The 25,520-nt window shown below is 66.2% G+C and carries 20 protein-coding genes; 8 read left to right on the forward strand and 12 right to left on the reverse strand.

Going from position 1 to position 25,520, the window contains the following annotated elements; all coding sequences use genetic code 11:
- Window positions 1–2: 2 nt before the first annotated feature.
- The 7 genes from asnB to V9K93_RS12745 all read left to right on the forward strand — a co-directional run bounded on the left by asnB (window position 3) and on the right by V9K93_RS12745 (window position 8,929).
- Window positions 3–1,946, forward strand: coding sequence for an asparagine synthase (glutamine-hydrolyzing) (gene asnB, locus V9K93_RS12715; protein ID WP_295380469.1), 1,944 nt, complete (start codon window positions 3–5; stop codon window positions 1,944–1,946).
- 66 nt (window positions 1,947–2,012) lie between these two features.
- Window positions 2,013–2,573 (forward strand): NADPH-dependent FMN reductase, encoded by a 561-nt coding sequence (locus V9K93_RS12720; protein ID WP_337302649.1) that lies wholly within the window; start codon window positions 2,013–2,015, stop codon window positions 2,571–2,573.
- A 297-nt stretch (window positions 2,574–2,870) separates the two neighbouring features.
- Window positions 2,871–4,301: a replicative DNA helicase gene (locus V9K93_RS12725; RefSeq protein WP_046984333.1), complete on the forward strand. Its 1,431-nt coding sequence runs from the start codon at window positions 2,871–2,873 to the stop codon at window positions 4,299–4,301.
- Between the two features lie 168 nt (window positions 4,302–4,469).
- Window positions 4,470–6,713 (forward strand): TonB-dependent receptor family protein, encoded by a 2,244-nt coding sequence (locus tag V9K93_RS12730; protein ID WP_295380467.1) that lies wholly within the window; start codon window positions 4,470–4,472, stop codon window positions 6,711–6,713.
- Window positions 6,713–8,302 (forward strand): alkaline phosphatase D family protein, encoded by a 1,590-nt coding sequence (locus tag V9K93_RS12735; protein WP_337302650.1) that lies wholly within the window; start codon window positions 6,713–6,715, stop codon window positions 8,300–8,302. The genes V9K93_RS12730 and V9K93_RS12735 overlap by 1 nt, the downstream gene beginning before the upstream one ends.
- A gap of 169 nt (window positions 8,303–8,471) precedes the next feature.
- Window positions 8,472–8,684 carry a hypothetical protein gene (locus V9K93_RS12740; protein WP_337302651.1) on the forward strand — a complete coding sequence of 71 codons (213 nt, stop codon included), beginning with the start codon at window positions 8,472–8,474 and terminating at the stop codon, window positions 8,682–8,684.
- The gene (locus tag V9K93_RS12745) at window positions 8,681–8,929 is read left to right on the forward strand and encodes a hypothetical protein (RefSeq protein ID WP_337302652.1); all 249 of its coding nucleotides are present in this window, start codon (window positions 8,681–8,683) and stop codon (window positions 8,927–8,929) included. Before V9K93_RS12740 ends, V9K93_RS12745 begins: the two co-directional genes overlap by 4 nt.
- A gap of 148 nt (window positions 8,930–9,077) precedes the next feature.
- Here V9K93_RS12745 and lpdA read toward each other — a convergent pair whose 3' ends face one another.
- From lpdA to purB, 6 genes are all read right to left on the reverse strand, one after another.
- Entirely contained in the window at window positions 9,078–10,514 is a 1,437-nt protein-coding gene (gene lpdA / locus V9K93_RS12750; RefSeq protein WP_136639877.1) for a dihydrolipoyl dehydrogenase, read from the reverse strand.
- 63 nt (window positions 10,515–10,577) lie between these two features.
- Window positions 10,578–11,780 (reverse strand): dihydrolipoyllysine-residue succinyltransferase, encoded by a 1,203-nt coding sequence (gene sucB / locus V9K93_RS12755; RefSeq protein ID WP_012511581.1) that lies wholly within the window; start codon window positions 11,778–11,780, stop codon window positions 10,578–10,580.
- A gap of 39 nt (window positions 11,781–11,819) precedes the next feature.
- The gene (locus V9K93_RS12760) at window positions 11,820–14,651 is read right to left on the reverse strand and encodes a 2-oxoglutarate dehydrogenase E1 component (protein ID WP_337302653.1); all 2,832 of its coding nucleotides are present in this window, start codon (window positions 14,649–14,651) and stop codon (window positions 11,820–11,822) included.
- Window positions 14,652–14,837: 186 nt separating this feature from the next.
- A complete protein-coding gene (locus V9K93_RS12765) occupies window positions 14,838–15,734 on the reverse strand; it encodes a GNAT family N-acetyltransferase (RefSeq protein WP_295380474.1) in 897 nt (298 codons plus the stop codon).
- A gap of 9 nt (window positions 15,735–15,743) precedes the next feature.
- Window positions 15,744–17,159 carry a ribosomal protein uL16 3-hydroxylase gene (locus V9K93_RS12770; protein WP_295380472.1) on the reverse strand — a complete coding sequence of 472 codons (1,416 nt, stop codon included), beginning with the start codon at window positions 17,157–17,159 and terminating at the stop codon, window positions 15,744–15,746.
- Window positions 17,160–17,964: 805 nt separating this feature from the next.
- Window positions 17,965–19,332, reverse strand: a complete 1,368-nt coding sequence (purB, locus tag V9K93_RS12775) for an adenylosuccinate lyase (protein WP_337302654.1) — start codon at window positions 19,330–19,332, stop codon at window positions 17,965–17,967.
- 293 nt (window positions 19,333–19,625) lie between these two features.
- On the opposite strand from purB, the gene V9K93_RS12780 reads away from it, so the two are divergent.
- Window positions 19,626–21,053 carry a class II fumarate hydratase gene (locus V9K93_RS12780; RefSeq protein ID WP_136640067.1) on the forward strand — a complete coding sequence of 476 codons (1,428 nt, stop codon included), beginning with the start codon at window positions 19,626–19,628 and terminating at the stop codon, window positions 21,051–21,053.
- Between the two features lie 53 nt (window positions 21,054–21,106).
- Here V9K93_RS12780 and V9K93_RS12785 read toward each other — a convergent pair whose 3' ends face one another.
- The 6 genes from V9K93_RS12785 to V9K93_RS12810 form a co-directional block, all read right to left on the reverse strand.
- A complete protein-coding gene (locus tag V9K93_RS12785; protein ID WP_041864559.1) occupies window positions 21,107–21,532 on the reverse strand; it encodes a hypothetical protein in 426 nt (141 codons plus the stop codon).
- Window positions 21,533–21,637: 105 nt separating this feature from the next.
- Complete coding sequence (locus V9K93_RS12790) at window positions 21,638–22,255, reverse strand: YggN family protein (protein ID WP_046987456.1); 618 nt, start codon at window positions 22,253–22,255, stop codon at window positions 21,638–21,640.
- Between the two features lie 30 nt (window positions 22,256–22,285).
- Window positions 22,286–23,173: a DUF4097 family beta strand repeat-containing protein gene (locus tag V9K93_RS12795; protein ID WP_337302655.1), complete on the reverse strand. Its 888-nt coding sequence runs from the start codon at window positions 23,171–23,173 to the stop codon at window positions 22,286–22,288.
- A 25-nt stretch (window positions 23,174–23,198) separates the two neighbouring features.
- The gene (locus tag V9K93_RS12800) at window positions 23,199–24,221 is read right to left on the reverse strand and encodes an ABC-2 transporter permease (RefSeq protein ID WP_046987454.1); all 1,023 of its coding nucleotides are present in this window, start codon (window positions 24,219–24,221) and stop codon (window positions 23,199–23,201) included.
- A complete protein-coding gene (locus V9K93_RS12805) occupies window positions 24,218–25,108 on the reverse strand; it encodes an ABC transporter ATP-binding protein (protein WP_136640066.1) in 891 nt (296 codons plus the stop codon). Before V9K93_RS12805 ends, V9K93_RS12800 begins: the two co-directional genes overlap by 4 nt.
- The gene (locus V9K93_RS12810; RefSeq protein ID WP_012511573.1) at window positions 25,108–25,467 is read right to left on the reverse strand and encodes a GntR family transcriptional regulator; all 360 of its coding nucleotides are present in this window, start codon (window positions 25,465–25,467) and stop codon (window positions 25,108–25,110) included. The genes V9K93_RS12805 and V9K93_RS12810 overlap by 1 nt, the downstream gene beginning before the upstream one ends.
- Between the last annotated feature and the right edge of the window lie 53 nt (window positions 25,468–25,520).

Genomic DNA, 25,520 nt, shown 5'->3' on the forward strand with positions numbered 1-25,520 from the left:
GCATGTGTGGATTGGCGGGAATGTTGTTGCCGGCGCCGGTGGCGTCGGCCGAGGTGCTGCAGGCGCAGGTCCTGGCCATGGGCGAGGCGCTGCACCACCGCGGGCCGGATGATGGTGGCTGCTGGGTCGATGCCGGGGCCGGCATCGCGCTGGCGCACCGCCGCCTGAGCATCCTCGACCTGTCCCCGCTGGGCCATCAGCCGATGGCCTCGGCCGATGGTCGCTATGTGATGGCCTACAACGGCGAGGTCTACAACTTCGCCGCGCTGCGCGCCGAGCTGGAACCGCTGGGGCACCAGTTCCGCGGCCATTCCGATACCGAGGTGCTGCTGGCAGCGATCCTGCAATGGGGCATGGAAGACACCCTGCAGCGCTGCAACGGCATGTTTGCCATCGCCCTGTGGGACCGCCAGGAGCAGTGCTTGTGGCTGGCCCGCGACCGTGTCGGCAAGAAGCCGCTGTACTACGGTTGGGCCGGTGACACGCTGGTGTTCGGTTCCGAGTTGAAGGCGCTGTGGCAGCACCCGGCCTTCGACAACGACATCGACCGCGACGCACTGACCCTGCTGTTGCGGCTGGACTACATCCCGGCGCCGCACAGCATCCATCAGCGCTGCTACAAGCTGATGCCGGGCCGCGTGCTGCGCCTGGATGCGGCCACCGTGGCCGCCGGTGCGGCCGCGCATCGCCCGGAGCAGGCGCAGCGCCCATTCTGGGATGCGCGTGCACGCATGCAGGCAGCGCTTGCCGCTCCGTTCCAGGGCCGCATCGAAGAGGCCGAGGAACAGCTGGACGCGCTGCTGCGCGATGCAGTTGCGCTGCGCATGGTGGCCGATGTGCCAGTGGGCGTGTTCCTGTCCGGCGGCACCGATTCCTCGCTGGTGGCAGCACTCATGCAGGCACAGAGCGGGCAGCCGGTGCACAGCTTCAGCATCGGCTTCACCGGCTCCGGCCACGACGAGGCGCCGTTGGCCAAGGAGCTGGCTGCGCATCTGGGCTGCGACCACACCGAACTCTACGTCAGTGGCGCCGATGCACTGGCGGTGGTGCCGCAGCTGCCGTCGATGTTCGATGAACCCTTCGCTGATGCTTCGCAGGTGCCGACCGCGCTGGTCGCCCGGTTGGCACGGCAGGGCGTGACCGTGGCGTTGTCCGGTGATGGTGGCGACGAATTGTTCTTCGGCTACACCCGCTACGTGCGTGCGCTGCGCAACTGGCAGATGCTGGGCCGTGTGCCGGGCCCGCTACGGCGCTGGATGGGCGCACGCGCGCAGCAGCAGGGCGAGGCCTCGCGTACCGGTGGCCTGGCCGCGCTGCTGGCCGAGTCCGGCGCGCGTGGCATTGGCGATGTGTACCGCAACCGTATTTCGCGCTGGCGTGACCCGGCCGCTGCAGTACCGGGTGCGCAGGCGGCAGGCAGTTTCTACGATCTGGCCGACCCGCTGCATGGCGCCGGCACCCCGGCCGACGCGATGATGCTGGCCGATTATGTGACCTACCTTCCAGACGATCTGCTGTGCAAGGTCGACCGCACCTCGATGGCGGTCAGCCTGGAGGCGCGCGCGCCGCTGCTGGACTGGCGCGTGGCCGAGTTCGCCTGGTCATTGCCGCTGGGCTTCAAGCGCAGTGAAACCACCAGCAAGGTGCTGCTCAAGCGCGTGCTGGGCCGTTACGTGCCGCAGTCGATGGTGCACCGGCCCAAGCGCGGCTTCGGCGCACCGGTCAGCGACTGGTTGAAGGGCGACCTGCGGCCGTGGGCAGAGGATCTGTTGCAGCCGGCGCGGCTGGAGCGCGAGGGCGTGCTGTCGGCGGCGGCCGTGCAGCCCCTGTGGCAGCAGTTCCTCGGGGGCCAGCGCAAGTGGCATACCCACCTGTGGAACGTGCTGATGTTCCAGGCGTGGCAGGCGCATTGGCGGCAGGTGCGCGCGAACGTCACCGGCAGCTGATCTTCACCGGCCTGCACGGGCCCGGCGACTAGGCTGGGCCTCCCGCACCGTGAGGAGTCTGTCCCGATGTCCGTCCCCACCATCGCCGTGTTCGTTGGCAGCCTGCGCAAGGATTCCTGCAACCGCAAGCTGGCCCATGCGCTGGAGAAGATCGCCGGCGACCGCGCGCGCTTCCAGTACGTGCAGATCGGCGATCTGCCTCTGTACGACCAGGATTTTGATACGCACTACCCGGCGCAGGGCACGCGCCTGAAAGACCAGGTGCGCGCCGCCACGGCAGTGCTGTTCGTGACCCCTGAGTACAACCGCTCGGTCCCGGGCGTGTTGAAGAACGCCATCGACATCGGCTCCCGCCCGTATGGTGACAGCGCATTTGCTGGCAAGCCGGCGGCGGTGATCGGCGCGTCCATCGGCCAGATCGGTACCGCTGTGGCCCAGCAGCACCTGCGCAACAGCCTGGCGTTCCTGGACATGCACGTGCTCGGCCAGCCCGAGGCGTTCATCCATTTCAAGGAAGGCCTGATCGATGCCGACGGCACGATCCACAACGAGGGCACGCAGAAATTCCTGCAGGGCTACGTGGACCGCTTTCTGACGCTGATCGCGGTGCATACCAAGGGCGATTGAGACCGAGGGGGTCAGAGCCCTCTGCTTTGCAGAGGGATCCGACCCCACGTCCAGCTGGGCGGGCCGGAGCCCGCATGTTGCACGGGATCCGACCCCGGGGCGTGGATCTGCGATAATGCACGGCTCGGGCGCCGCAACGGCGTTCATCGCAGGCAGTGCGACGCCCCCATGCCAGTCTGGCCAGGCACCGGCGGATATCCCCCGTTTTTCCACGGCTTATCCACAAGTTTGTCCATGGCCGCCGGGGTCGGTGCATGCCTACACTCGTCTGGCCACTTTCGTAGGAAACACCGCAGCATGTCCGCCCGTTCCGGCTTCCGTTCCAACCGCAGAGAGCGCGGTGATGGCTTTGATCGTGATCGCGACGAGTCGCGCATCGATCAGTTGCGTGTGCCGCCGCATTCGGTGGAAGCCGAGCAGGCGGTGCTGGGTGGGCTGATGCTGGCGCCGGAGGCCTATGACCGGGTCAACGACCAGCTGACCGAGGTCGATTTCTATCGCCGCGACCACCAGATGATCTACCGTGCGATCCGCGAGCTGTCCGAACGTGAACGTCCGTTCGATGCGGTGACCCTGGGTGAGTGGTTCGAATCGCAGGGCAAGCTGGAACTGGTCGGCGATGGTGCCTATCTGATCGAGCTGGCCAGCACCACGCCGTCGGCGGCCAACATCGTGGCCTACGCCGAAATCGTGCGTGACAAGGCGGTGCTGCGGCAGCTGATCCAGGTCGGCACCGACATCGTCAACGATGGCTTCCAGCCCGAAGGTCGCGACAGCAGTGAGCTGCTGGCCTCGGCGGAAAAGAGCGTGTTCGCCATCGCCGAGCAGGGTGCGCGGGGCCGTACCGACTTCGTGGCCATGCCTGGCGCACTGAAGGATGCCTTCGAGGAACTGCGCAACCGCTTCGAGAACGGCGGCAACATCACCGGCCTGCCGACCGGTTACAACGACTTCGACGCGATGACCGCCGGCCTGCAGCCGACCGACCTGATCATCCTCGCTGCGCGCCCGGCCATGGGCAAGACCACCTTCGCGCTGAACATCGCCGAGTATGCGGCGATCAAGTCGAAGAAGGGCGTGGCCGTGTTCTCGATGGAAATGTCGGCCTCGCAGCTGGCGATGCGCCTGATTTCCTCCAACGGCCGCATCAACGCGCAGCGCCTGCGTACCGGCCAGCTGGAAGACGAAGACTGGAGCCGCGTCACCAGCGCGATCAAGATGCTGAAGGAAACCAAGATCTTCATCGATGACACGCCGGGCGTGTCGCCGGAAGTGCTGCGTTCCAAGTGCCGCCGCCTCAAGCGCGAACATGATCTGGGACTGATCGTGATCGACTACCTGCAGCTGATGAGCGTGCCGGGCAACAGCGAGAACCGCGCGACCGAAATCTCGGAAATCTCGCGTTCGCTGAAGGGCCTGGCCAAGGAGCTGCACGTACCGGTGATCGCGTTGTCCCAGCTCAACCGCTCGCTGGAAACGCGTACCGACAAGCGCCCGGTGATGGCCGACCTTCGCGAATCGGGCGCTATCGAGCAGGACGCGGACATGATCGTGTTCATCTACCGCGACGATTACTACAACAAGGAAAATTCGCCGGACAAGGGCCTGGCCGAGATCATCATCGGCAAGCACCGTGGTGGCCCGACCGGCTCGTGCAAGCTGAAGTTCTTCGGCGAGTACACCCGTTTCGACAACCTGGCCCACGATTCGGTCGGTTCGTTCGAGTAACGGACGTTCGCTGGGGCACGGATACAGGCCGACCCCAGCACCATTCGGAACATCAACGTTCCGTATGTGGCGTGTAAATGACATGTAACGCGACGCTTCTACGATTCCGCCGCTGCTGCCCTTCGACGCCGCCCTTCGGCGTCCAGCGTGCCCAAGGAATCCGCCTCCATGCCGTCCCACGCTCCGCTCCGCCGCAATCTGCTGGCCCTGCTGGTCTGTGCTTCGCTCCCGTCTCTGGCCGCCGCTGAAACCGCCCCCGCCGCCGACGCGCAGTCGGCCACCACCCTCGATTCGGTCTCGGTGATCGGCCGCGGCGAAGCACGCCAGGTTCAGCGCGTCACTGCCGAAGACATGAAGGTGTTGCCGCCCGGTGCCAACCCGCTGAAGCTGCTGGCAACCAAGCCGGGCGTGCATTTCGAGTCGGCCGATGCCACCGGCGCCTACGAATGGTCGACCACCATCAGCCTGCGCGGCTTCAATCAGAACCGCCTCGGCTACACCCTCGATGGCATCCCGCTGGGCAACATGGCCTACGGCAACAGCAACGGCCTGCATATCAGCCGCGCGGTGATCAGCGAGAACCTGGGCGGTGCCGAGGTCTCCACCGGCATCGGTGCGCTGGGCACGCCGTCCACCAGTAACCTCGGCGGCGTGTTCCAGTTCTATTCGATCGATCCGTCCACCGAGTACGGGGTGGTGCTGGCACAGAGCTTCGGCAGCGACAGTGCGCGCCGCAGCTATGCGCGGCTGGATACCGGCGACCATCAAGGCTTTGCTGCCTACCTGTCAGGCGTCTATTCCGAAGGCGACAAGTGGAAGGGCAAGGGCTCGCAGGAGCTGAAGCAGTTCAACGGCAAGGCCACGTACAACTTCGGCGTGGACAGCAGGATCACCGCGCTGTTCAATGCGTCGCGCCGCGTCGAGGCCGACTACCAGGATCTGTCGCTGGAGATGATCGACCGCCTCGGCTGGGACTGGGACAACTACGCGCCGGACTGGGATCGCGCGGTCGCCGCCGCACGCGGCAAATTCAGCGGCGGCGTCAACAGCCCATGGGATGCGTACTACTCCGGCCACGGCCTGCGCAACGATGACCTGTCCAGCATTGCCGGCGATTTCGGCCTGAACGAGTCGATGCGGTTGAAGGTCAATGTCTACAACCACAGCAACCGTGGCCAGGGCCACTGGTTCAGCCCGTCCAATCCGTCCAACCCGGGCACCAGCCGCGAGATTCCAATCTCGATCCGCACCACCGAGTATGCGATCGATCGCACCGGCGTGACCTCGGCGTTCACCTGGAACGTCGGTGGCCACGAACTGGAGGCTGGCCTCTGGTACGAGGACAACGGGCACAGCGTGCAGCGCAACTTCTACTACATCGACGGCCCGATCACCGACGACTTCTTCCTGCGCAACCCGGACCAGCGCGTGTGGCACCAGCGCTACACCACCATCACCCGCCAGTTCTACGTGCAGGACCGCTTCCGCCTGTTCGATGATCGCCTGACCATCGACATCGGTGCGAAGTCGCCGCACACCCGTACCAGTGTGCGCACGCCACTGGGCAGCTACGCCAACAACAGCAGCCTGACCTCGAAGAAGGGGCTGCTGCCGCAGGCCGGCTTCAACTTCAAGCTCAACGAAGGCAATGAGATCTTCGGCTCGTTCGCCAAGAACATCGCCGCCTATGCACTGGGTGTCGGCAGTCCGTTCAACGTGCCGCAGGCGGCATTCGACAGCAGCGCGAAGAACCTGAAGCCGGAACAGTCGCGCACGATCGAGCTGGGTTGGCGTGGCTACGGCCGCGGCTATGAAGCCTCGGTGGCGGTGTACGACGTCAAGTTCGACAACCGTCTGCTGGCCATCGCGCAGTGCGTGGGCATCCTCGGTTGCCCGGCACTGTTCTCCAACGTCGGTTCGGTGACCAGCCGCGGCGCCGAGGCGACCCTGCAGCTGAAGCCGATGCAGGACCTCACCTGGTCCAACGCGCTGTCCTGGAATGACAGCACCTACGATAACGACTACGTGAACAACGGCGTGGTGCCGACCCGTGGCAAGAAGACCGTCGATACCCCGGAATGGATGTTCGCCAGCACTCTGGCCTGGACCCCGGGCCCGTGGGACATGCGCCTGGCCGCCAACCACGTCGGCAAGCGCTACGTGACCTACACCAATGACGTGTCGGTGCCGAGCTACTGGCTGGTGAACGCTTCGGTGGCCTATGACTTCGGCAAGCTGGGCCCGGCGCAGAACCTGACCGTGGCGCTGAACCTGACCAACCTGACCGACAAGCGTTATCTGTCCTCGATCAACACCAATGGCACCTACGCCGCTGACCCGACCCGCAGCCTGGCGACCATGCAGGTCGGCGCGCCGCGGCAGGTGATGGCCACCGCCACCGTGCATTTCTGATGCGCGGGCCTGTCGATCCGGAAAGCCGCCGTCGCCTGCTGCGCATGGCGTGGCAGGGCACGGGGGCGGCGATCGCGCTGGCGGCGATGCCGGGGCTGGCCACGGCCGGCCCTCGGCCGCGGCTGGGACGCGATCCGTTCACCCTGGGCGTCGCCGCCGGCGATCCGGATCCGCAGGGCGCGGTGCTGTGGACGCGGCTGGCCCCGGACCCGCTCAACGGTGGTGGCATGCCATCGCGGGCGGTGCCGGTGCGCTGGTTCGTGGCCGAAGACCCGGGCATGCGCCGGCTGGTGCAGCGGGGCGTTGCCGCGGCAGTGCCCGAGCTGGCCCATTCGGTGCACGTGGAGGTCAACGGCCTGCGCCCGGGCCGCGACTACTACTACCGCTTTGCCTGCGACGGCAACGAGGAAAGCGCGGTCGGCCACTTCCGCACCGCGCCGCCGCTGGACACGCCATTGCAGCAGCTGCGGCTGGCCCTGTGCACCTGCCAGGCCTGGAACAGCGGCTACTATCCGGTGCTGCGCGATATCGCCCAGAGCGATCTCGACCTGGTGCTGCATGCCGGTGACTACCTGTACGAGTACAGCCCGCTGCAGAACGCGCGCGGCCGCACGCTGGACGCCGAGCGTTTCAGTGGCGAGACGGTCAGCCTGGAGCGCTACCGCGACCAGTACGCGTTGTACAAGCTTGATCCGGATCTGCAGGCTGCGCACGCCGCGCATGCGTTCGCGGTGATCTGGGATGACCACGAGGTACAGAACGATTATTCCGGCATCCATCCGGAGAAGCCCGGGGTATCGACCGAAGACTTCATCGTGCGTCGTGCGGCCGCCTATCGCGCGTTCTACGAGCACCTGCCGATGCGCAGCACGCCTGCGGGCAATGGCGGCCTGCGCGTACATCGGCGGCTGCGCTACGGCGATCTGGCACAGCTGACCCTGCTCGATTGCCGCCAGTTCCGCCCGGCCAATCCCTGTGGCGTGGGCGAGTCGCCGCGCTGTGATGCTGCACTGGATCCGCGCATGAGCATGCTCGGCACGGGCCAGGAGGCGTGGTTCGCGCAGTCGATGGCCGCCGCGCAGGGCATGCGTTGGAACGTGGTGGTGCAGCAGCTGCTGATGGCACAGCTGCGGCTGGACGCTGGCACCCCGCGCGAGCGCTTCTGGAACGACGCCTGGGATGGCTATCCCGCCGCACGCAACCGGCTGCTGCAGGCGATGCAGGCCGGTGGGCAGGGCAATGCCATCGTGCTTGGCGGCGACTGGCATTCCACCTTCGTCAACGACCTGAAGCTGGATTTCGACGCGGCCAGTGCGCCGGTCGTCGCCACCGAATTCATCGCCCCGGCGATCAGCAGTGGCGGCGACGGCACACCGTATGGACCGTATTACGGGCCGTCGATACCGCAGAACCCGCACATCCGCTATTTCGACGGGGACCGCCGTGGCTGGTGGAAGCTGCAGCTGAACCGGCAGACCGTGGACGCCGAACTGCGCTTCGCCGACAGCGTGCTGCGCGCGGATGCGGCGGTACGCACAGCTGTGCGTTTCCAGGTGGCCCATGGCCGCCCGGGTGCAGTGCCAGTGTGATTCCGTTCGGTAGTGCCGGCCGCTGGCCGGCAACCTCATGAATCTCCGGTTTCCCCACCACTGCTTTCATCGCCCCCAGCCCGGGTTTCGTCGCAAACCGTTTGCACGCGGCCAGAGCAGGGCGCCAAGGTGTCCGCAGGCGGCAAGGTGCCGCCACAAGGAGACCGTGATGAAGACCCTGTTCGCGCTCGGTGTGTGGTGCCTGCTGTTCGTGCTGTGCTGGCCGCTGGCGATCCTCGCCCTCATCGCTTGGCCGTTCGTCTGGCTGCTGAGTCTGCCGTTCCGCCTGGTCGGCATCACCTTCTCGGCGCTGTTCGCGTTCCTGCGCGCGCTGTTCATGCTGCCGGCACGCCTGCTCGGTGGCGGTCCGGTGCCCGCATGAGGACAGTGCTGCTGGTCGGTCTGGCCCTGTTGGCGGCCCCGGTACTGGCCGCACCTCCAGTGCCGCCCTCGGTGTGGCTGGAACGTCAGCAGACCGCGGCTGCCGATGAGGCGGATGCTGCGGCGGCCAAGGCGGTCAAACCCAAGGAGCACTGCCGGGTGGTGAAGGAATGGAAGGCGGGTGAAACCGTGGTCCAGCACCGGATCTGTGACGATCCGCCGAAGAAGCCGGCTGGAAAGGTGTAGCGCCGAGCCGATGCTCGGCTCTTTTCCCGGGATAGCCGAGCGTGGGCTCGGCTCTACATCATCAGCGCCAAGAAAAAACCCCGCCGAGGCGGGGTTTTTTCTTGGCTGGAGTGTGCCGAACAACGGTCGGCACCCAACTGGATGCAGATCAGTTCGCCTTGTGGATCGCGCGCTTGCTGACCGCCATCGCTGCGTCGTGGATCACTTCCGACAGCGACGGGTGGGCGTGGCAGATGCGGGCCAGGTCATCGGCCGAGCCGCTGAACTCCATGGTCAGCACGCCTTCGTGCACCAGCTCGGAGACGTTGGCGCCGACCAGGTGCATGCCGAGGATGCGATCGGTTTCGGCATGGGCCAGGATCTTCACGAAACCTGCCGGCTCGATCATCGCCACGGCACGGCCGTTGGCGGCGAACGGGAAGCTGCCGGCCTTGTACGGAATGCCTTCGGCCTTCAGCTGGGCTTCGGTCTTGCCGACCCATGCCAGTTCCGGCTCGGTGTAGATGACCCACGGGATGGTGTCGAAGTTGACGTGGCCCGGCAGGCCGGCGATCAGCTCAGCCACCGCGATGCCTTCCTCGAAGCCCTTGTGCGCCAGCATCGGGCCGCGCACGCAGTCACCCACTGCCCACACGCCGTTGACGCCGGTGTGGCAATGCGCATCGACTTCGATCTGGCCACGCTCGTTTACCTTGACGCCGGTGCCTTCGGCCAGCAGGCCCTTGGTGGCGGCGCGACGGCCGACGGCCACCAGCAGCTTGTCCACGGTCAGGGTCTTTTCGCCTTCGCTGTCGGTGTAGGTGACAACGACTTCCTTCTTCTTGCCCTTGCCGGTGATCTCGGTCTTGGAGACCTTGGCACCGAGGCGGATGTCCAGGCCCTGCTTCTTGAATTCCTTGGCAGCGGTCTTGGCCACTTCGGCGTCGGCCACGGCCAGGAACTCCGGCAGTGCTTCGAGGATGGTGACTTCAGCGCCCAGGCGCTTCCACACGCTGCCCAGTTCCAGGCCGATCACGCCGGCGCCGATTACGGCCAGGCGGTTCGGCACTTCGGTGAAGTCCAGGCCGCCGACGTTGTCGACGATGGTATCGCCGTCGAACTTGGCGAACGGCAGTTCGATCGAATCCGAACCGGCGGCGATGATGACGTTGGTGCCCTTCAGCTCGACTTCCGAGCCGTCGTGCTGCTTCACCTTGACCACGTTGCCCGGCTGCAGTTCACCGAAGCCGTAGTAGGTGGCGACCTTGTTGGCCTTGAACAGCATGGCGATGCCGCCGGTGAACTGCTTGACGATCTTGTCCTTGCGGCCAACCATCGCTTCGACGTCCATCTTGGCATCCTTGAAGCTGATGCCGTGGTCGCCAAAGATGTGGCCCATGTTCCAGAACTGGCGCGAGGAATCCAGCAGCGCCTTGGACGGGATGCAGCCCACGCGCAGGCAGGTGCCGCCCAGGGCCGGCTTGCCGTCCTTGCCCAGCGCTGCGTCGATGCAGGCGGTCTTCAGGCCCAGCTGTGCGGCGCGGATGGCAGCGTGGTAACCGGCCGGGCCGGCACCGATGACGACGACGTCGAATTGTTCAGCCATTGAATTATTCCTTGATGCATTACCAGAACCCCTCCGCGCAGGCGCGGAGGGGCGGGAGGTTTCTTACAGGCCGAACAGCATGCGGCCCGGGTTTTCCAGCTGGTTCTTGATGTCCACCAGGAACTGCACCGAGTCCTTGCCGTCGATGATGCGGTGATCGTAGGACATCGCCAGGTACATCATCGGCGCGATCACGACCTGGCCGTTCTGGGCGATCGGACGCTCCTTGATGGCATGCATGCCCAGGATGGCGCTCTGCGGCGGGTTGATGATCGGGGTCGACAGCAGCGAACCGAAGGTGCCGCCGTTGGTCACGGTGAAGGTGCCGCCCTGCAGTTCTTCCAGGCTCAGCTTGCCGTCACGGGCCTTCTTGGCGTAGTCGGCGATGGTGCGTTCGATGTCGGCGAACGACATGCGCTCGACATTGCGCAGCACCGGCGTGACCAGGCCCTTCTCGGTCGACACGGCGATCGAGATGTCCGAGTAGCCGTGGTAGATGATGTCGTCGCCGTCGATGGAGGCATTGACCAGCGGGAAACGCTGCAGCGCGTTGGCGGCGGCCTTCACGAAGAAGCTCATGAAGCCGAGCTTGATGCCGTGTGCCTTGACGAACTCGTCCTGCAGTTCCTTGCGCGCCGCCGACACCTTGGACAGGTCGACTTCGTTGAAGGTGGTCAGCATGGCGGTGGAGTTCTTCGACTCCATCAGGCGCTCGGCGATGCGCTTGCGGATGCGGGTCATCGGCACGCGTTCTTCCGGACGTGCGCCACCGGCCTTGCCGGCGCCGCCGTTGCGGGCGAAGTTGACGATGTCTTCCTTGGTAACCGCGCCGCGACGGCCGGTGCCATCGACGTCGGCCGGATTCACGCCTTCAGTGATGGCAGTGAAGCGGGCGCCCGGCGGCAGCGCGTCGGCGGCCGACTTGGCAGCCGGGGCCGGAGCAGCGGCGGCAGCCGGAGCAGCAGCGGCCGGAGCGGCGGCAGCAGCCGGAGCGGCTTCAGCGGCCGGCGCCGGAGCAGCGGCCACGGCGCCTTCTTCGATGATCGCCACGACCTGGCTGGAGGTCACGGTCGCGCCTTCGGCGAACTTGATTTCCTTGATCACACCATCGACCGGCGACGGCACTTCCAGGACGACCTTGTCGGTTTCCAGGTCAAGCAGGTTTTCGTCGCGCTTGACGGCGTCGCCCACCTTCTTGTGCCAGGTGGCGATGGTGCCGTCGGCGACGGATTCGGGCAGTACCGGGGCTTTGACTTCGGTGGCCATGCGGGAGCTTCCTGGTTTGTCTTCTAAATAGGGGGAGAGTTATTCAGCGAACGAGTCGTTGAACGGGTTGACCAGTGCATCGGCGACCAGCTGCTGCTGTTCGCGGACGTGGTCAGCCATGTGACCGGCAGCCGGCGAAGCCGAACGTGCGCGACCGGCGTAGTGCAGGTTCTGGCCATCGGCCAGGCAGAACTGCAGGTGGTGGCGGATCTGGTACCACGCACCCTGGTTCTGCGGTTCTTCCTGCGTCCACACCACGTCGGTGGCCTTGCCGTACTTCTTCAGTTCGGCAGCCAGCAGCGCACGCGGGAACGGATACAGCTGCTCCACGCGGATGATCGCCACGTCGTCCTGGCCACGCTTGGTCTGGTCTTCCAGCAGGTCGTAGTAGACCTTGCCCGAGCACAGCACCACGCGCTTGACCTTCTTGGCATCGGCATTGGCATCGCCGATCAGGTGCTGGAACTCGCCATTGGCCAGCTCGTCCAGGGTCGACACGGCCAGCTTGTGGCGCAGCAGCGACTTGGGCGACATCACCACCAGCGGCTTGCGGGTGGTCAGGTGCTGCTGGCGACGCAGCATGTGGAAGGCCTGCGCCGGGGTCGACGGCACCACCACCAGCATGTTCTCCAGCGCGCACAGCTGCAGGAAGCGCTCCAGGCGCGCCGAGCTGTGTTCCGGGCCCTGACCTTCATAGCCATGCGGCAGCAGCAGGGTCAGGCCAGAGATGCGGCCCCACTTTGCTTCGCCGGCGGCGATGAACTGATCGATCACCACCTGGGCGCCGTTGGCGAAGTCGCCGAACTGGCCTTCCCAGATGCACAGGGTGTTCGGATCGGTGGTCGAGAAACCGTACTCGTAGGCCATCACTGCTTCTTCGCTGAGCAGCGAATCGATGACGGTGGCCTTCTCCGGCGAATCCACCAGCTGCCGCAGCGGCAGGTAGTAGTTGTCGGTCTTCTGGTCGTGCAGGATCGCGTGGCGGTGGGTGAACGTGCCGCGGCCGACGTCCTGGCCGACCAGGCGCAGCGCACTGCCTTCATCCAGCAGGGTGGCGTAGGCCAGGTTCTCGGCAAAGCCCCAGTCGCCCGGGATCTCGCCGGCAGCCATCTTGCGGCGGTCGTCGTAGACCTTGGACACGCGCGAGTGCAGCTGCACTTCTTCCGGCACGGTGTTGATCAGCTTGGCCAGTTCGACCAGCTTGTTCTTCTCGACCTTGGTAGAGATCGGATCGGACAGCTTGCCTTCCAGCAGCTTCGGCCAATCGACGAACAGCGGGCTGCTCGGCGGGGTCTTCTCGACCTTGGCTAGCTCGGTGGTCACTTCACCGGCATCGAGCTTCTCGCGGTACGCATCGACCATCGCCTTGCCGGCGCCGGCGGCGATCACGCCTGCCTTTTCCAGCTGCTCGGCGTACATCTCGCGGGTGGTGGCGTGCTTGCGGATCACCTGGTACATCAGCGGCTGGGTGATCGCCGGCTCGTCGGCCTCGTTGTGGCCCCAACGGCGGTAGCACATCAGGTCGATGACCACGTCCTTGGCGAACTTCTGGCGGAACTCGAACGCCAGCTGCGCGGCGAACACCACCGCTTCGGGATCATCGCCGTTCACGTGCAGCACCGGGGCGGCAATCATCTTCGCCACGTCGGTGGCATAGCGCGTGGAGCGCGTGTCCTGCGGATTGGAGGTGGTGAAGCCGACCTGGTTGTTGACCACGATGTGCACGGTGCCGCCGACGGCGAAGCCGCGGGCCTGCGACATCTGGAACAGCTCCATGACCACGCCCTGGCCGGAGAAGGCCGCGTCGCCGTGGATCAGGATCGGCATCACCTGCTTGCGTGCGGTGTCCTTGCGGCGTTCCTGGCGCGAACGCACCGAGCCGGCAACCACCGGGTCGGCGATTTCCAGGTGCGACGGGTTGAACGCCAGGGCCAGATGCACCGGGCCACCCTCGGTGGCCACGTCGGCGGAGAAGCCCATGTGGTACTTCACATCGCCGGCCGAAGCGTGCTCGTCGTGCTCGAACTTGCCTTCGAATTCGTCGAACAGCTTGCGCGGGTTCTTGCCGAGGGTGTTGACCAGCACGTTCAGGCGGCCGCGGTGGGCCATGCCGATCACCACGTCCTTGACGCCATCCTTGCCGGCGCTGCGGATGATGGTGTCCATCATCGGGATCAGCGAGTCGCCGCCTTCCAGCGAGAAGCGCTTCTGGCCGACGTACTTGGTGTGCAGGTAGCGCTCGAGGCCTTCGGCGGCGGTCAGGCGCTCCAGCGTGCGGCGCTGGGTGTCAGCGTCCAGCTGGTAGTTGCCACCGGCCAGTTCCAGCTTCCTGTAGATCCACTGGCGCTGCTCGACCTCGGAGATGTGCATGAACTCCGCACCGATCGAACCGGTGTAGGTCGCCTTCAGGCGCGCCAGCAGGTCACGCAGCTTCATGCGCGGCTGGCCACCCACGCCGCCGGTGCTGAACTCGCTGTTGAGGTCACCATCGGACAGGTTGTGGAAGGGCAGGCCCAGGTCCGGGGTGTTGACCGGAGCAGCCAGGCCCAGCGGATCCAGGCGGGCGTCCAGGTGACCGCGCGAACGGTAGGCGGTGATCAGGCGACCGACATTGCGCTCACGCTCGTCGCCTGCACCGGTACCGGTGCCAGCTTTCAGCGCATCCTTGGCCGCGTCCGCGATGTGGGAGATGACAGCCGAGTGGGGAATGTCACCTGCTTCGCGGCCCTTGAAGCCGTCGAAGTAGGTTTTCCATTTGGGATCGACACTATCCGGGGAGACCAGGTACTGCTCGTACAGGTCCTCGACATAGGAGGCGTTGCCGCCGGCGAGTTGCGAAGATTGCGCAAACTGCTTCAGTTGATTGTCCACGATGGAGGGTGCTGATTCGCTTTGTGGGGTATGGCTTCAGAAGGACCCGGCACGAAGATGAATAGCCATGCACGGGCGCGTTCAAACAGCCAAATTGTACCCCCAACCGGACACGAAGGGGCACCACCAAGGGCATCGCGCGTCCCCCGGTGCCGCTTCCAGACAGGTTGGATCAGCTGCGCCGGCTCAGATGCCGAGCGCGCGCAGTTCGCTGCAATCGCGCGAACGGTCCCAGACGCGCTGCAATTGCTGCTCGAACGGCTGCGAACGTGCCGGTAGCGCGATGCCGGCCTCGCCGTCGAGCTGGTGCCCGATCAGACGAAAGTAGAAGTCGCCGGCATCGTTGAGCAGGCAGGCCGAGGCCAGCGCACGGTCGACCGGGTCGGTGACCTCGCGGAACTGGATCACGCTTGGCAGGCGCTGGGCCAGCGCCAGCAGCGGCGCGCCGGCCGAGGCGATCGCGGCCGCATCGTGCACGATCACCCGCAGCTGCTTGTCGTGGCGGGCGGTGACGAAGCGACGCAGGGCCGCCTGCACCGGCGGCGCATCCAGCAGGCCCGGATCCAGCTGGCGGCTGTGCAGCCACAGCTGCCGGCGGGCGCGATGGACGATGGCGGTGGTGATGGCCAGCGCCTCGGCGCGGCTGTCGATGGCGCTGGCGGCACTCAGCCGGCGGCGCATCTGCTGGTGGCCGATGCCGGCCTCCTCGAACACCTCGCCCTCGGGCAGGAAGCCCTGGCGCGCATAGAAATCGCGGGCGGGCAGCTGGGCGTGCAGGTGCAGCTCGGCCAGGCCGAGCCGCCGCCCGGCCTCGACCAGCGCCTCCAGCAGAGCCTCGCCCACCCCGTGGCTGCGATGGCTGGCCAGTACCGCCATACGGCCGATGCGGCCGTCCGGGGCCAGTCGGCCGGTGCCGACCGGCTGCCCGTCGCCATCCAGCGCCAGCACATGGGCGCTGACCGGGTCCAGCGCGTCGCGCTCCAGATCGGCGGCGATGCCCTGTTCCTGCACGAACACGCGCTGGCGCACGTCGTGGAGAGCGGCATGGGCATCGGCGTGGCTGACCTGCTGGACCCGGATCACGGTCATGGCTCAGCCGCGGCCGTCGTCGCTGTCGTCTTCCTCGTCGTCCTCAAAGTTGACGATGACCTCGATGCCGTCGTCGTGCACGGTCACGGAGTGGACATCGTCGGACACCGCGTCGGCGTCGATCACATCCACGCGGTCACGGCCTTCGACGACTTCGCCGAGCACCACGGCATCCTCATCGTCATCCTCGTCTTCGGCCTCATACATCTCGTTCGGGTCGATCAGCTGGAACACACCGCCGACCAGCAGCTGCTGGACCGCAGCGCGGCCCTTGTCGGACAGGCCGCGGTAAGCGGTGGCATCCAGCTGTTCGGCACCGGCAAGGCGCTGGGCGTCCTTGACCGGCAGCGCGAAGTCCTGGCCGCTGACATACAGGCTGGCGCCACGCTTGGCCCGCCGCCAGGCCAGGCGGGCCCACGGGTGGCGCTGCAGCAACAGTCCGGAGGCCAGCGCCTCGACCACTTCCTCCGGGGCCGGAGCAGCCTGGTGGGGCATCACTTCGCCGGCGGCACGGTAGGTGGTGATGAAGCGGCCGAACCAGTCGCCCAGCTTGTCCGGGTCGTTCATGCGGATGGCGTTGAGCGCGGTGATCACCCGTGCCATCGCCACGGTATCGATTTCGTTCGGGTCGGCCGGCACCTTCAGATCGGCATCCTGGTAACGGATGTTCTCGTCGGCATCGGCGATCAGGGTGTCGAGGTAGTCGCTGATCAGCTCGGCCGAGGACGGCGCGCGCATGCCGAACGAGAAGGTCAGGCAGGGGTCTTCGGCGACGCCATGGTGCGGCACGTTCGGCGGCAGGTACAGCATGTCGCCCGGCGCCAGCACCCAATCGTGGGTCGGCTTGAACACCTTCAGCAGCTTCAGCTCCACGTCGGGGCGGAAGCCCAGCGGCGGCTGCTTGCCCTTGATCGATTCACTGGCATCGATCTGCCAGCGACGGTGGCCCTGGGCCTGCAGCAGGAACACGTCGTACTGGTCGACGTGGGCGCCGACCGAGCCACCGGTGGCGGCGAAGCTGATCATCACATCATCCATGCGCCAGCGCGGCAGGAAGCTGAAGTGTTCGATCAGCGCGCGCACGTCCTTGTCCCACTTGTCCACGTCCTGCACCAGCAGGGTCCAGTCGCGGTCGGGCAGGGCGGGGAAGATCTCTTCCTGGAACGGGCCGGTACGCACGCGCCAGCCGTCCTGGGTCTTGTCATGCTCGATCAGGCGCGCCAGCACGCCTTCTTCGCAGGCCAGTCCGGCCAGGTCTTCCGGCTGCACCGGGGTCTGGAAATCCGGGAAGGCGTTGCGGATCAGCAGCGGGCGTTTCTGCCAGAAGTCACGCAGGAAGGTGGCCGGGGCCATGCCCAGCGGCTGGCCGCGGCGGGCGGTGACTTCGATCAGGGGGGCGGAGGACTTGCGGGCGGCCATGGGGGAATCCTTGCAGCGGAAAGCGGGAGGGGCGGCGCGGCGGGCCGCCAAGGCCTCCATTGTCCGACGTTCGCCGGGATTGCGCACGTGCGCGGGTTTGTCGCGGGGTGTCCGGCCAACGGCTGAGCCCCTCGTGGCGGTCAGGTTCACAAGCAAAAGCCGCGCTTGGCCGGGCGGGTGGGCCATGCAGGGGAAGCTGCAAGTCCCCCTCCGGGGCCCGGCCCAGCCGCTGGCGGCTGGGCGTTCGGTCGCTCGCGAAGCATTGCTTCGCAAGCAAAGCGCCCTCACCCCTGTAAGCTCGATGGCGCCATCCATGGCGCCAACGCCCCTGCATGGCCCACCCGCCCGGCCCCTGACAGTTTCCTGCGGGGTCCGCCACGGAATGGAAGAAGAAAAGCAAGGCAAAAGCGGGTCGCGCGCTGCGCTTGCTCCTGCTCATGCTCCTGCGCTCGTGGGGTCAGAACCCTTTTCCGATGGAAAAGGGATCTGACCCCATCGGACAAACGAAAGAGGGACGCGGCGAAGCCGCGTCCCTCTTTCAAAATTCCGTCCCGACAACCCAACGCTCTTCGATCCGTCACCGGGAATCTGTCAGAGGTGGGACGGGTTGGGTTCGCGGGGGTGTCCGCGGCATGGATGCCGCGGCCAAGCCCCCAGGGACGGGTTCACGGCGTCCCCCGCGAAACCAACCCGCCCCGCCAAGCACGGCATAACCCAGAGCCGCCTTTGACGTTGCAGTTGCTGTTGCCGTTGCAGTAAAGCCTGCCGCAGGCAGCGCCCGCGGCCGCCGCCGCAAGGAAACCCCTTAAATCTTCTTCGCCAGCGACTCGGCCAGACCGGTGTAGCTGCCCGGGGTCATCTCCAGCAGGCGCTGCTTCGCATCCGCCGGCAGCTCCAGCCCCTGCACGAACGCACGCATCGACTCGGCGGTGATGCCCTGGCCGCGGGTCAGTGCCTTCAGCTGCTCGTACGGGTTCGGCAGGCCATGACGGCGCATCACCGTCTGCACGGCCTCGGCCAGCACTTCCCACGCCGCATCCAGATCGGCGTCCAGGCGCTGCGGGTTCACTTCCAGCTTGCCCAGGCCCTTGGCCAGCGAATCCAGTGCCACCTGGCTGTGGCCGAATGCGGTGCCCAGCGCGCGCAGCACGGTGGAATCGGTCAGGTCACGCTGCCAGCGGCTGATCGGCAGCTTTGCGCTGAAGTGCTCGAACAGCGCGTTGGCGATGCCGAAGTTGCCTTCCGCATTCTCGAAATCGATCGGGTTGACCTTGTGCGGCATCGTCGACGAGCCGACTTCGCCTTCCTTCAGGCGCTGCTTGAAGTAGCCCAGCGAAACGTAGCCCCAGATGTCACGGGCCAGGTCGATCAGGATGATGTTGGCGCGGCGTGCGGCGTCGCCGATCTCGGCGATGTTGTCGTGCGGCTCGATCTGCGTGGTGTACGGGTTGAACACCAGGCCCAGGCCGGTCACGAAGCGCTCGGCAAAGGCCGGCCAGTCCACATCCGGGTAGCTGGCGATGTGCGCGTTGTAGTTGCCGACGGCGCCGTTGATCTTGCCGGTCAGTTCAACCGCGGCGATCTGCCGGCGCTGGCGCTCCAGGCGGGCGACCACGTTGGCCAGTTCCTTGCCCAGGGTGGTCGGCGAGGCGGTCTGGCCGTGGGTGCGCGACAGCATCGGCTGGCCGGCCTGGGTGTGGGCCAGGGCGCGCAGGGTGCTGGCGATGCCGTCCAGGGTCGGTAGCAGCACCTCGCGGCGCGCCTGTTCCAGCATCAGGCCGTAGCTGAGGTTGTTGATGTCTTCGCTGGTGCAGGCGAAATGCACGAATTCGAGGGCTGGGGCCAGTTCGGCGTCGTCCTTCAGCTGTTCCTTGATGAAGTACTCCACCGCCTTGACGTCATGGTTGGTGGTGCGCTCGATCTCCTTCACCCGCGGGGCCTGGGCCGGGCTGAAGCTGCTGGCCAGGGCGCGCAGGCGTGCGATGGCGGCGTCGGAGAACGGCGCCAGTTCGACGATGCCCGGCTCGGCGGCCAGGGCCAGCAGCCATTCCACCTCGACCGTGATGCGGGCCTTGATCAGGCCGTACTCGGAGAAGATCGGGCGCAGGGCGTCGACCTTGCCGGCATAGCGGCCATCAAGCGGGGACAGGGCGAGCAGGGCGGAATCGGACATGTCGGCAGGGCTGGGACGAGCGGCGGGGGCCATATTCTACGACGTGCCGGTCAGGTAATGCCGGCCGCTGGCCGGCAACCACGCCCGGTCCACGCTTCCATGGATTGCCGGCCAGCGGCCGGCACTACCCTTGCGCACGCACAACGGCCCTGCGGATGAAACGATCTGGCCCGTCCCCGTCATCCCGTGTCACCGGCAAGGGAGTATCGTTGGCGCAGCCGCCAGCCCGGGAAGCGACACCCTGCCAGCCGCCGCTTCCCTTTCCCCAACTGAAGTAGTGCGGAGTTGATGCAATGAGCAAAGCTGCAAGCAAGGGTTTCAGAATCGAACACGACAGCATGGGCGAGCTGCAGGTGCCTGCGGACGCCCTGTGGGGCGCACAGACCCAGCGTGCCGTGCAGAATTTCCCGGTGTCGGGTCAGCGCATGCCGCGCGGTTTCATCCGCGCGCTGGGCCTGGTCAAGGGCGCCGCCGCGGGCGTCAACGCAGAGCTGGGCCATCTGCCGAAGAACGTGGCCAAGGCCATCCAGTCCGCTGCCGCCGAAGTGGCCGCCGGCAACTGGGACGCGCATTTCCCGATCGACGTCTACCAGACCGGCTCGGGCACGTCGTCGAACATGAATGCCAATGAGGTCATTGCCACCCTGGCCAACCGTGCCGGCAAGGCGGGCAAGACCGCCGTGCACCCCAATGACCACGTCAACCAGGGGCAGAGCTCCAACGACGTGATCCCGACCGCACTGCGCGTGTCGGCGGTGCTTGCGACGCACGAGCAGCTGCTGCCGGCGCTGGTACACCTGCGCAGGACCCTGGACAAGAAGGGCCGCAGCCTGCGCAAGGTGGTCAAGACCGGCCGTACCCACCTGATGGATGCGATGCCGCTCACCTTCGAGCAGGAATTCGGTGCATGGTCGGCGCAGCTGGCCTCGGCCCAGGAGCGCATCGAAGACAGTCTCAAGCGCGTGCGCCGGCTGCCGCTGGGTGGCACCGCCATCGGCACCGGTATCAACGCCGACCCGCGTTTCGGCGCGCAGGTGGCCAAGGCGCTGAAGCAGCAGACGGGCTTCAAGTTCGACAGCGCCGAGAACAAGTTTGAAGGCCTGGCCGCGCAGGACGATGCAGTGGAGCTGTCCGGCCAGCTCAATGCGCTGGCGGTGGCACTGATCAAGATCGCCAATGACCTGCGCTGGATGAACGCCGGTCCGCTGGCCGGGTTGGGCGAGATTGAACTGCCGGCGCTGCAGCCGGGCAGCTCGATCATGCCGGGCAAGGTCAATCCGGTCATTCCGGAAGCGACGGTGATGGCCTGTGCGCAGGTGATCGGCCACCACACTGCAATTACCGTGGCTGGCCAGACCGGCAACTTCCAGCTCAATGTCACCCTGCCGCTGATCGCGGTGAACCTGCTCGATGGCATCGGCCTGCTGGCCAATGTGTCCACCCTGCTGGCCGACAGCGCGATTGCCGGACTGAAGGTGCGCGAGGACCGCGTGGCCGAGGCGCTGGCACGCAATCCGATCCTGGTCACCGCACTGAACCCGATCATCGGCTATGAGAAGGCTGCGGCGATCGCCAAGCGCGCCTACAAGGAACAGCGCCCGGTGCTGGACGTGGCGCTGGAAGACAGCGGCCTGGCCGAAGCCGAACTGCGCCGCCTGCTGGATCCGACCGCGCTGACTGCCGGTGGCATCCAGGCCGGTGGTGGTGGCGCGGGCGGTTGATCTACCGGTGCTACCGGGTCAATGAGAAACGCCGCCCTCGGGCGGCGTTTTTTTCAGCGACGGTCGGCGACGATGTTGCCGAAGGTGTCGGTGTAGTCCTTGAACTCGGGGATACGCTGGATCAGATCGGACGGAATCACTTCCATGCCTTCGGGCGGCTGGATCTTCACTGGCTGCATGTTGGGATCGGCCGGGGCCGCCACCAGAGTGTTCTGGCGCAGTACCTGCAGTTTGCCGAACATGGTCTGCAGCATCTGCTTCTGCGCGTCGTCCAGCGGAATCTGGATTTCGTCCATCTTCATCGTGCCATCGGCGAGGATGATGATGTTCGGCGCGGGTGGGCGACGCACGGTGACCATGCCTTCGCTCACGGAAATCTTGGGCTTGCCGCGCTCGGCGCGGTGGTTGCGGTAATCCTTGTCACAGCCAACCAGGCCCAGGCAGAGCAGGGCGGCCAGCAGCAGGAACAGTTTCTTCATGGCGGTTTGATCGGGTGCATCCGGGGCCGCCATTGTAAGCCCGCGCAGGCAGCGTCGGCCGGCAACGCTTGCGCGCTGCCGGCCGGGTGCGCTCATTTGCCGCAGTCAGAGATTGACGGTGTGGCCCTTGCCGGTGTCCTTGCCGCAGTCGTCCACGTCGCTCTGGTCCATCGTCGCGTAGGGCTTGAATGCCGGCAGTTCGCGCGCCAGCGCCTGCTGGCTGGCCAGCATCGCGGGCAGGCGGTCGCAGATGCGCTTGGCCTGGGCCTCGATCTTGGCGGCTTCGGCGTTGATGCGCTTCTCGACGCCTTCGCTGTCACCGCTGAAGATGCCCTTCAGCGCCTCGCCGGCGGCACTGGCACCAAGCTTGGCACCGGCCAGGCCGACGTCCATGCCGTCCATCGCGATGGCGACCACGTGGCCGCGGTACTCCAGCAACTGGCGGCGCTGCGCGTCATTGGCGGCGACGTCCTTGCCCGCGATCAGCAGGTGGCCGTCCGGGGTGATTTCTGCGCGCGGCTGCTTGTCGGCGGAGATCTTGATGTTGCCCTGGGCGATGTCCTTGCGGGCATCGTTCATGGCGTCCTTGACGGTCTCGCCGACGCCGCTGGTGGCCTCGGCAACACTCTTGCCGACGGTCTTGTCAGGCGAGGAAGAGGTGCCGCCACAGGCGATCAGCGGCAGGCACAACAGGGTGGCAGGCAGCAGGCGCAACAGGTTCATGGTATTCCCCTGGGATCGGTTGGCTGGAAGTTACTTGTTGCGCGGCAGGGTGACCTTGCCGCTGACATTGCGGTGGCCGACGTCACCGCTGCCGCTGTGGTCGACGGTCAGGCTGCCGCGCACGCCATCGACCTGGATGTCGCCCGAGCCATGGCTGCGGACGTGCACATTGCCGCCGATGTCGGTGAAGTCGACGCCGCCGGAGCCGACCACGCCCACCTCGACATTGCCCTGCACGCGCTTGAACTCGATGTCGCCCGAGCCGACGGTGTCCAGCCGCGCGTTGCCACGCACGTCGGTGATCTTCAGGTCACCGGAGCCGACCGTGCCAGTGCTGGCATCGCCGCCGATGTTGCGCGCAGTAACGTCGCCCGAGCCGAGCGACAGCAGGTTCAGCGAGCTGCCACCGTCGATGTCGAGGTCGCCCGAACCCACTGCGGCATGGATGCTGCCCCGGGTGCCGCGGGCGGCGGCGTCACCGGAACCAACGTCCACGCTCAACGACTGCGCGTTTTCAACGCTGGCGTCGCCCGAGCCGACCTTGACCTGCAGCGGCAGGTTGTCCGGCACGCTGCCGCGGATATCCAGCCAGGCATAGCTGTTGCCCAGGCTGATGTTGCTGATGCGGCCCTCGCGACGCAGGCTGACCACCAGCTTGTCGCCCACCTTGCGCTGGTCCAGCACCAGCTGGTCCAGCCATTCCTGGTTGGAGGCACAGGCGCGGCCGTCGAGCTGGCCACCACCGGCGCTGGCAACGACCTTCAGGTCGTGCTGGTTGACCTCGAACACCACCGCCTTGGCACCGGCCACGTCCAGCTTCAACGTGCGGGCAGCAGTGAACTTGCAGTTCTGTGCATCGGTCGCAAGGGCCGACAGCGGCAACAGCAACAACGCGGTACAGGCGATCAGGGAACGCATGGGTGGTGCCTCCGGGTGGATGGAATCAGATCTCGCCGGCGCGCTTGCGCAGGCGGATGGCGAGGAAGATGAAGAACGCACCGACGGCGGCCCCGATCCACAGTTCCGGCATCGCCAGTGACTTCAGCTGCGAAGCCGGGGACATCAGGCTGACCACCGAATCCAGGTCACGGCGCGAACCGGCGCTGAGGCGGTACACCAGGTCCATGCCCGGCACGCCGCCCAGCAGCAGGCGGCCGACGATGTTCTGCCAGAACCAGCCGGTGCTCAGGCCGAACAGCGGCATGATCTTGGTGGTGCTGACGATGACGCCGGCAAACAGCGGCAGCATCACCGCCCACAGGAACGGCTTGCTCTTGGCCCAGGCCGAGCACAGCAGCAGCCAGCCGGCGGTAGGCAATGCCCACAGGGCATAGACCGGAATCCAGGACAGGTGGCCGGCGGCCAGGGTCAGCGGGCTGGCCGGACCCCAGATCAGGGTCATCGGGCTGCCACCATGCATCAGGGCCACGATGCTGATGATCAGCATGAAGCCGAACATGGTGATGATGCCGGCGATCACCGCGATCAGCGGTGCCACCACCAGTGCACTGATCACCTTGGACAACACGGTCTGCGTGTCCGACAGCGGCAAGGACTTCCAGAACAGGATGCTGCGGTCGCGGCGGTCGTCGTACAGGGCGCCCAGGCAGTAGAAGAACACCACGAAGGCCAGCACCAGGAACGGCCATGCCGAGCTGAGCACCAGGGTCAGGTCGAGGCCGTTGCCGAGGTCGGTGAGGTCCTTGCTGTCGATGTTGCGGGTCAGTAGTGCCAGGTCCAGGCCGTTGACGTTCACGCTTTCGCCATCGACATGCAGCGCGCCGTTACGCGCCGCACGGTTCAGCGCGAACAGGCCGAAGGCGATGCCGACGGTACTCATCACCAGCGAAATCAGGCCGGCGATCAGCGGGGCATACAGGAATCCGCCGCGGTTTTCCCAATACTCGCGCTTGAGCAGCCAGCGCAGCGTACCCAGTGGGCTGACGGGGTGGTTGACGGCATTCATGCGTAGGTCCCCTTCATGATGGCGACGAACAGGTCGGCCAGGCCCGGGCTGCGGGTCTCGCCAAGGGTGGAAAGCTGGGAGCGCGGCACGCCATCGAACAGCATCACGGTCTTGCCGAACGTCAGGCTGCGTTCGTCGATCGGCTTCAGGGCGCGCGCGGTGTCCAGCTGGTCGGCGTTGACCAGCAGTTCGGTGTAGCGCCGCCCGACTTCGTCCATTTCCGCATCAAGCACGATGCGGCCGTCACGGATGAACATCACGTCGCTGAGGATGTGTTCGATCTCTTCCACCTGGTGGGTGGTGACGATGATGGTCTTCTGCTCGTCGAAGTAGTCTTCCAGCAGGCGCTGGTAGAACTCCTTGCGGTACAGGATGTCCAGGCCCAGGGTGGGCTCGTCCAGCACCAGGATACGGGCGTCGATGGCCATCACCAGCGCCAGGTGCAGCTGTACGATCATGCCCTTGGACAGTTCGCGCACGCGCTGCTTCGGCTGCAGCTTGGTGTTGGCCAGGAAGCGCTCACAGCGGGCGCGGTCAAAGCGCGGATGGACGCCGGCAACGAAATCGATCGCCTCACGGACCTTCAACCAGCGCGGCAGCACGGCCACGTCGGCGATGAAACAGATGTCGTTCATCAGCTCATCGCGGTGCAGCCGCGGATCGCGGCCGAGCACGCTCAGCTCGCCTTCCACCGAGGTCAGGCCGAGGATGGCCTTCAGGGCGGTGGTCTTGCCGGCGCCGTTGGGACCGATCAGGCCGATGATGCGCCCGCTCGGAATGCTGAAGCTGGCGTTGTCGAGGGCGACGGTGGTCTTGTAGGCCTTGCGCAGGCCTTTGGCGGTGATGACGGCATCGCCGGGTGCAGCAGTAGTGGGACTGGCATTCATCAGAATTTCCCCTGGGGCAGCAATTCGTCGAGGCTCAGGCCCAGGCGCTGGATGCGCTCCAGGACCGCTGGCCATTCTTCATTGAGAAAGCGTTCGCGTTCGCTGCTGCGCAGCTGCGTGGCCGCCTGTTCGGTCATGAACATGCCCAGCCCGCGGCGCTTTTCGACCAAGCCTTCGTCGGCCAGTTCCTGGTAAGCGCGCGAAACGGTGATGGGGTTGAGCTGGTAGTCGGCGGCCACCTGGCGCACCGAAGGCAGGGCATCGCCCGGCTTGAGGATTCCGTCGAGCATCATGGCGATCACGCGCTCCTTCAACTGACGGTAGATGGGAGCACCGTCGCTCCACTGGATGTCGCTCATATTCAGCTCCGTGGGGTCAGCGGCTGGGCGAACGAGAAGTACGGCATGGACAG

Source organism: Stenotrophomonas sp. CCNWLW162 (assembly GCF_037203745.1).
GTDB lineage: Bacteria > Pseudomonadota > Gammaproteobacteria > Xanthomonadales > Xanthomonadaceae > Stenotrophomonas > Stenotrophomonas maltophilia_AQ.

Bases quoted from the DNA above. Each gene is read 5' to 3' on its own strand.
- V9K93_RS12745 (WP_337302652.1), top strand. From the start codon at position 8,681: ATGAGGACAGTGCTGCTGGTCGGTCTGGCCCTGTTGGCGGCCCCGGTA.
- sucB (WP_012511581.1), bottom strand. From the start codon at position 11,780: ATGGCCACCGAAGTCAAAGCCCCGGTACTGCCCGAATCCGTCGCCGAC.
- V9K93_RS12740 (WP_337302651.1), top strand. From the start codon at position 8,472: ATGAAGACCCTGTTCGCGCTCGGTGTGTGGTGCCTGCTGTTCGTGCTG.
- V9K93_RS12785 (WP_041864559.1), bottom strand. From the start codon at position 21,532: ATGAAGAAACTGTTCCTGCTGCTGGCCGCCCTGCTCTGCCTGGGCCTG.
- lpdA (WP_136639877.1), bottom strand. From the start codon at position 10,514: ATGGCTGAACAATTCGACGTCGTCGTCATCGGTGCCGGCCCGGCCGGT.
- V9K93_RS12730 (WP_295380467.1), top strand. From the start codon at position 4,470: ATGCCGTCCCACGCTCCGCTCCGCCGCAATCTGCTGGCCCTGCTGGTC.
- V9K93_RS12795 (WP_337302655.1), bottom strand. From the start codon at position 23,173: ATGCGTTCCCTGATCGCCTGTACCGCGTTGTTGCTGTTGCCGCTGTCG.
- V9K93_RS12725 (WP_046984333.1), top strand. From the start codon at position 2,871: ATGTCCGCCCGTTCCGGCTTCCGTTCCAACCGCAGAGAGCGCGGTGAT.
- V9K93_RS12790 (WP_046987456.1), bottom strand. From the start codon at position 22,255: ATGAACCTGTTGCGCCTGCTGCCTGCCACCCTGTTGTGCCTGCCGCTG.
- asnB (WP_295380469.1), top strand. From the start codon at position 3: ATGTGTGGATTGGCGGGAATGTTGTTGCCGGCGCCGGTGGCGTCGGCC.
- V9K93_RS12720 (WP_337302649.1), top strand. From the start codon at position 2,013: ATGTCCGTCCCCACCATCGCCGTGTTCGTTGGCAGCCTGCGCAAGGAT.
- V9K93_RS12770 (WP_295380472.1), bottom strand. From the start codon at position 17,159: ATGGCCGCCCGCAAGTCCTCCGCCCCCCTGATCGAAGTCACCGCCCGC.
- V9K93_RS12805 (WP_136640066.1), bottom strand. From the start codon at position 25,108: ATGAATGCCAGTCCCACTACTGCTGCACCCGGCGATGCCGTCATCACC.
- V9K93_RS12735 (WP_337302650.1), top strand. From the start codon at position 6,713: ATGCGCGGGCCTGTCGATCCGGAAAGCCGCCGTCGCCTGCTGCGCATG.
- V9K93_RS12810 (WP_012511573.1), bottom strand. From the start codon at position 25,467: ATGAGCGACATCCAGTGGAGCGACGGTGCTCCCATCTACCGTCAGTTG.
- purB (WP_337302654.1), bottom strand. From the start codon at position 19,332: ATGTCCGATTCCGCCCTGCTCGCCCTGTCCCCGCTTGATGGCCGCTAT.
- V9K93_RS12780 (WP_136640067.1), top strand. From the start codon at position 19,626: ATGAGCAAAGCTGCAAGCAAGGGTTTCAGAATCGAACACGACAGCATG.
- V9K93_RS12800 (WP_046987454.1), bottom strand. From the start codon at position 24,221: ATGAATGCCGTCAACCACCCCGTCAGCCCACTGGGTACGCTGCGCTGG.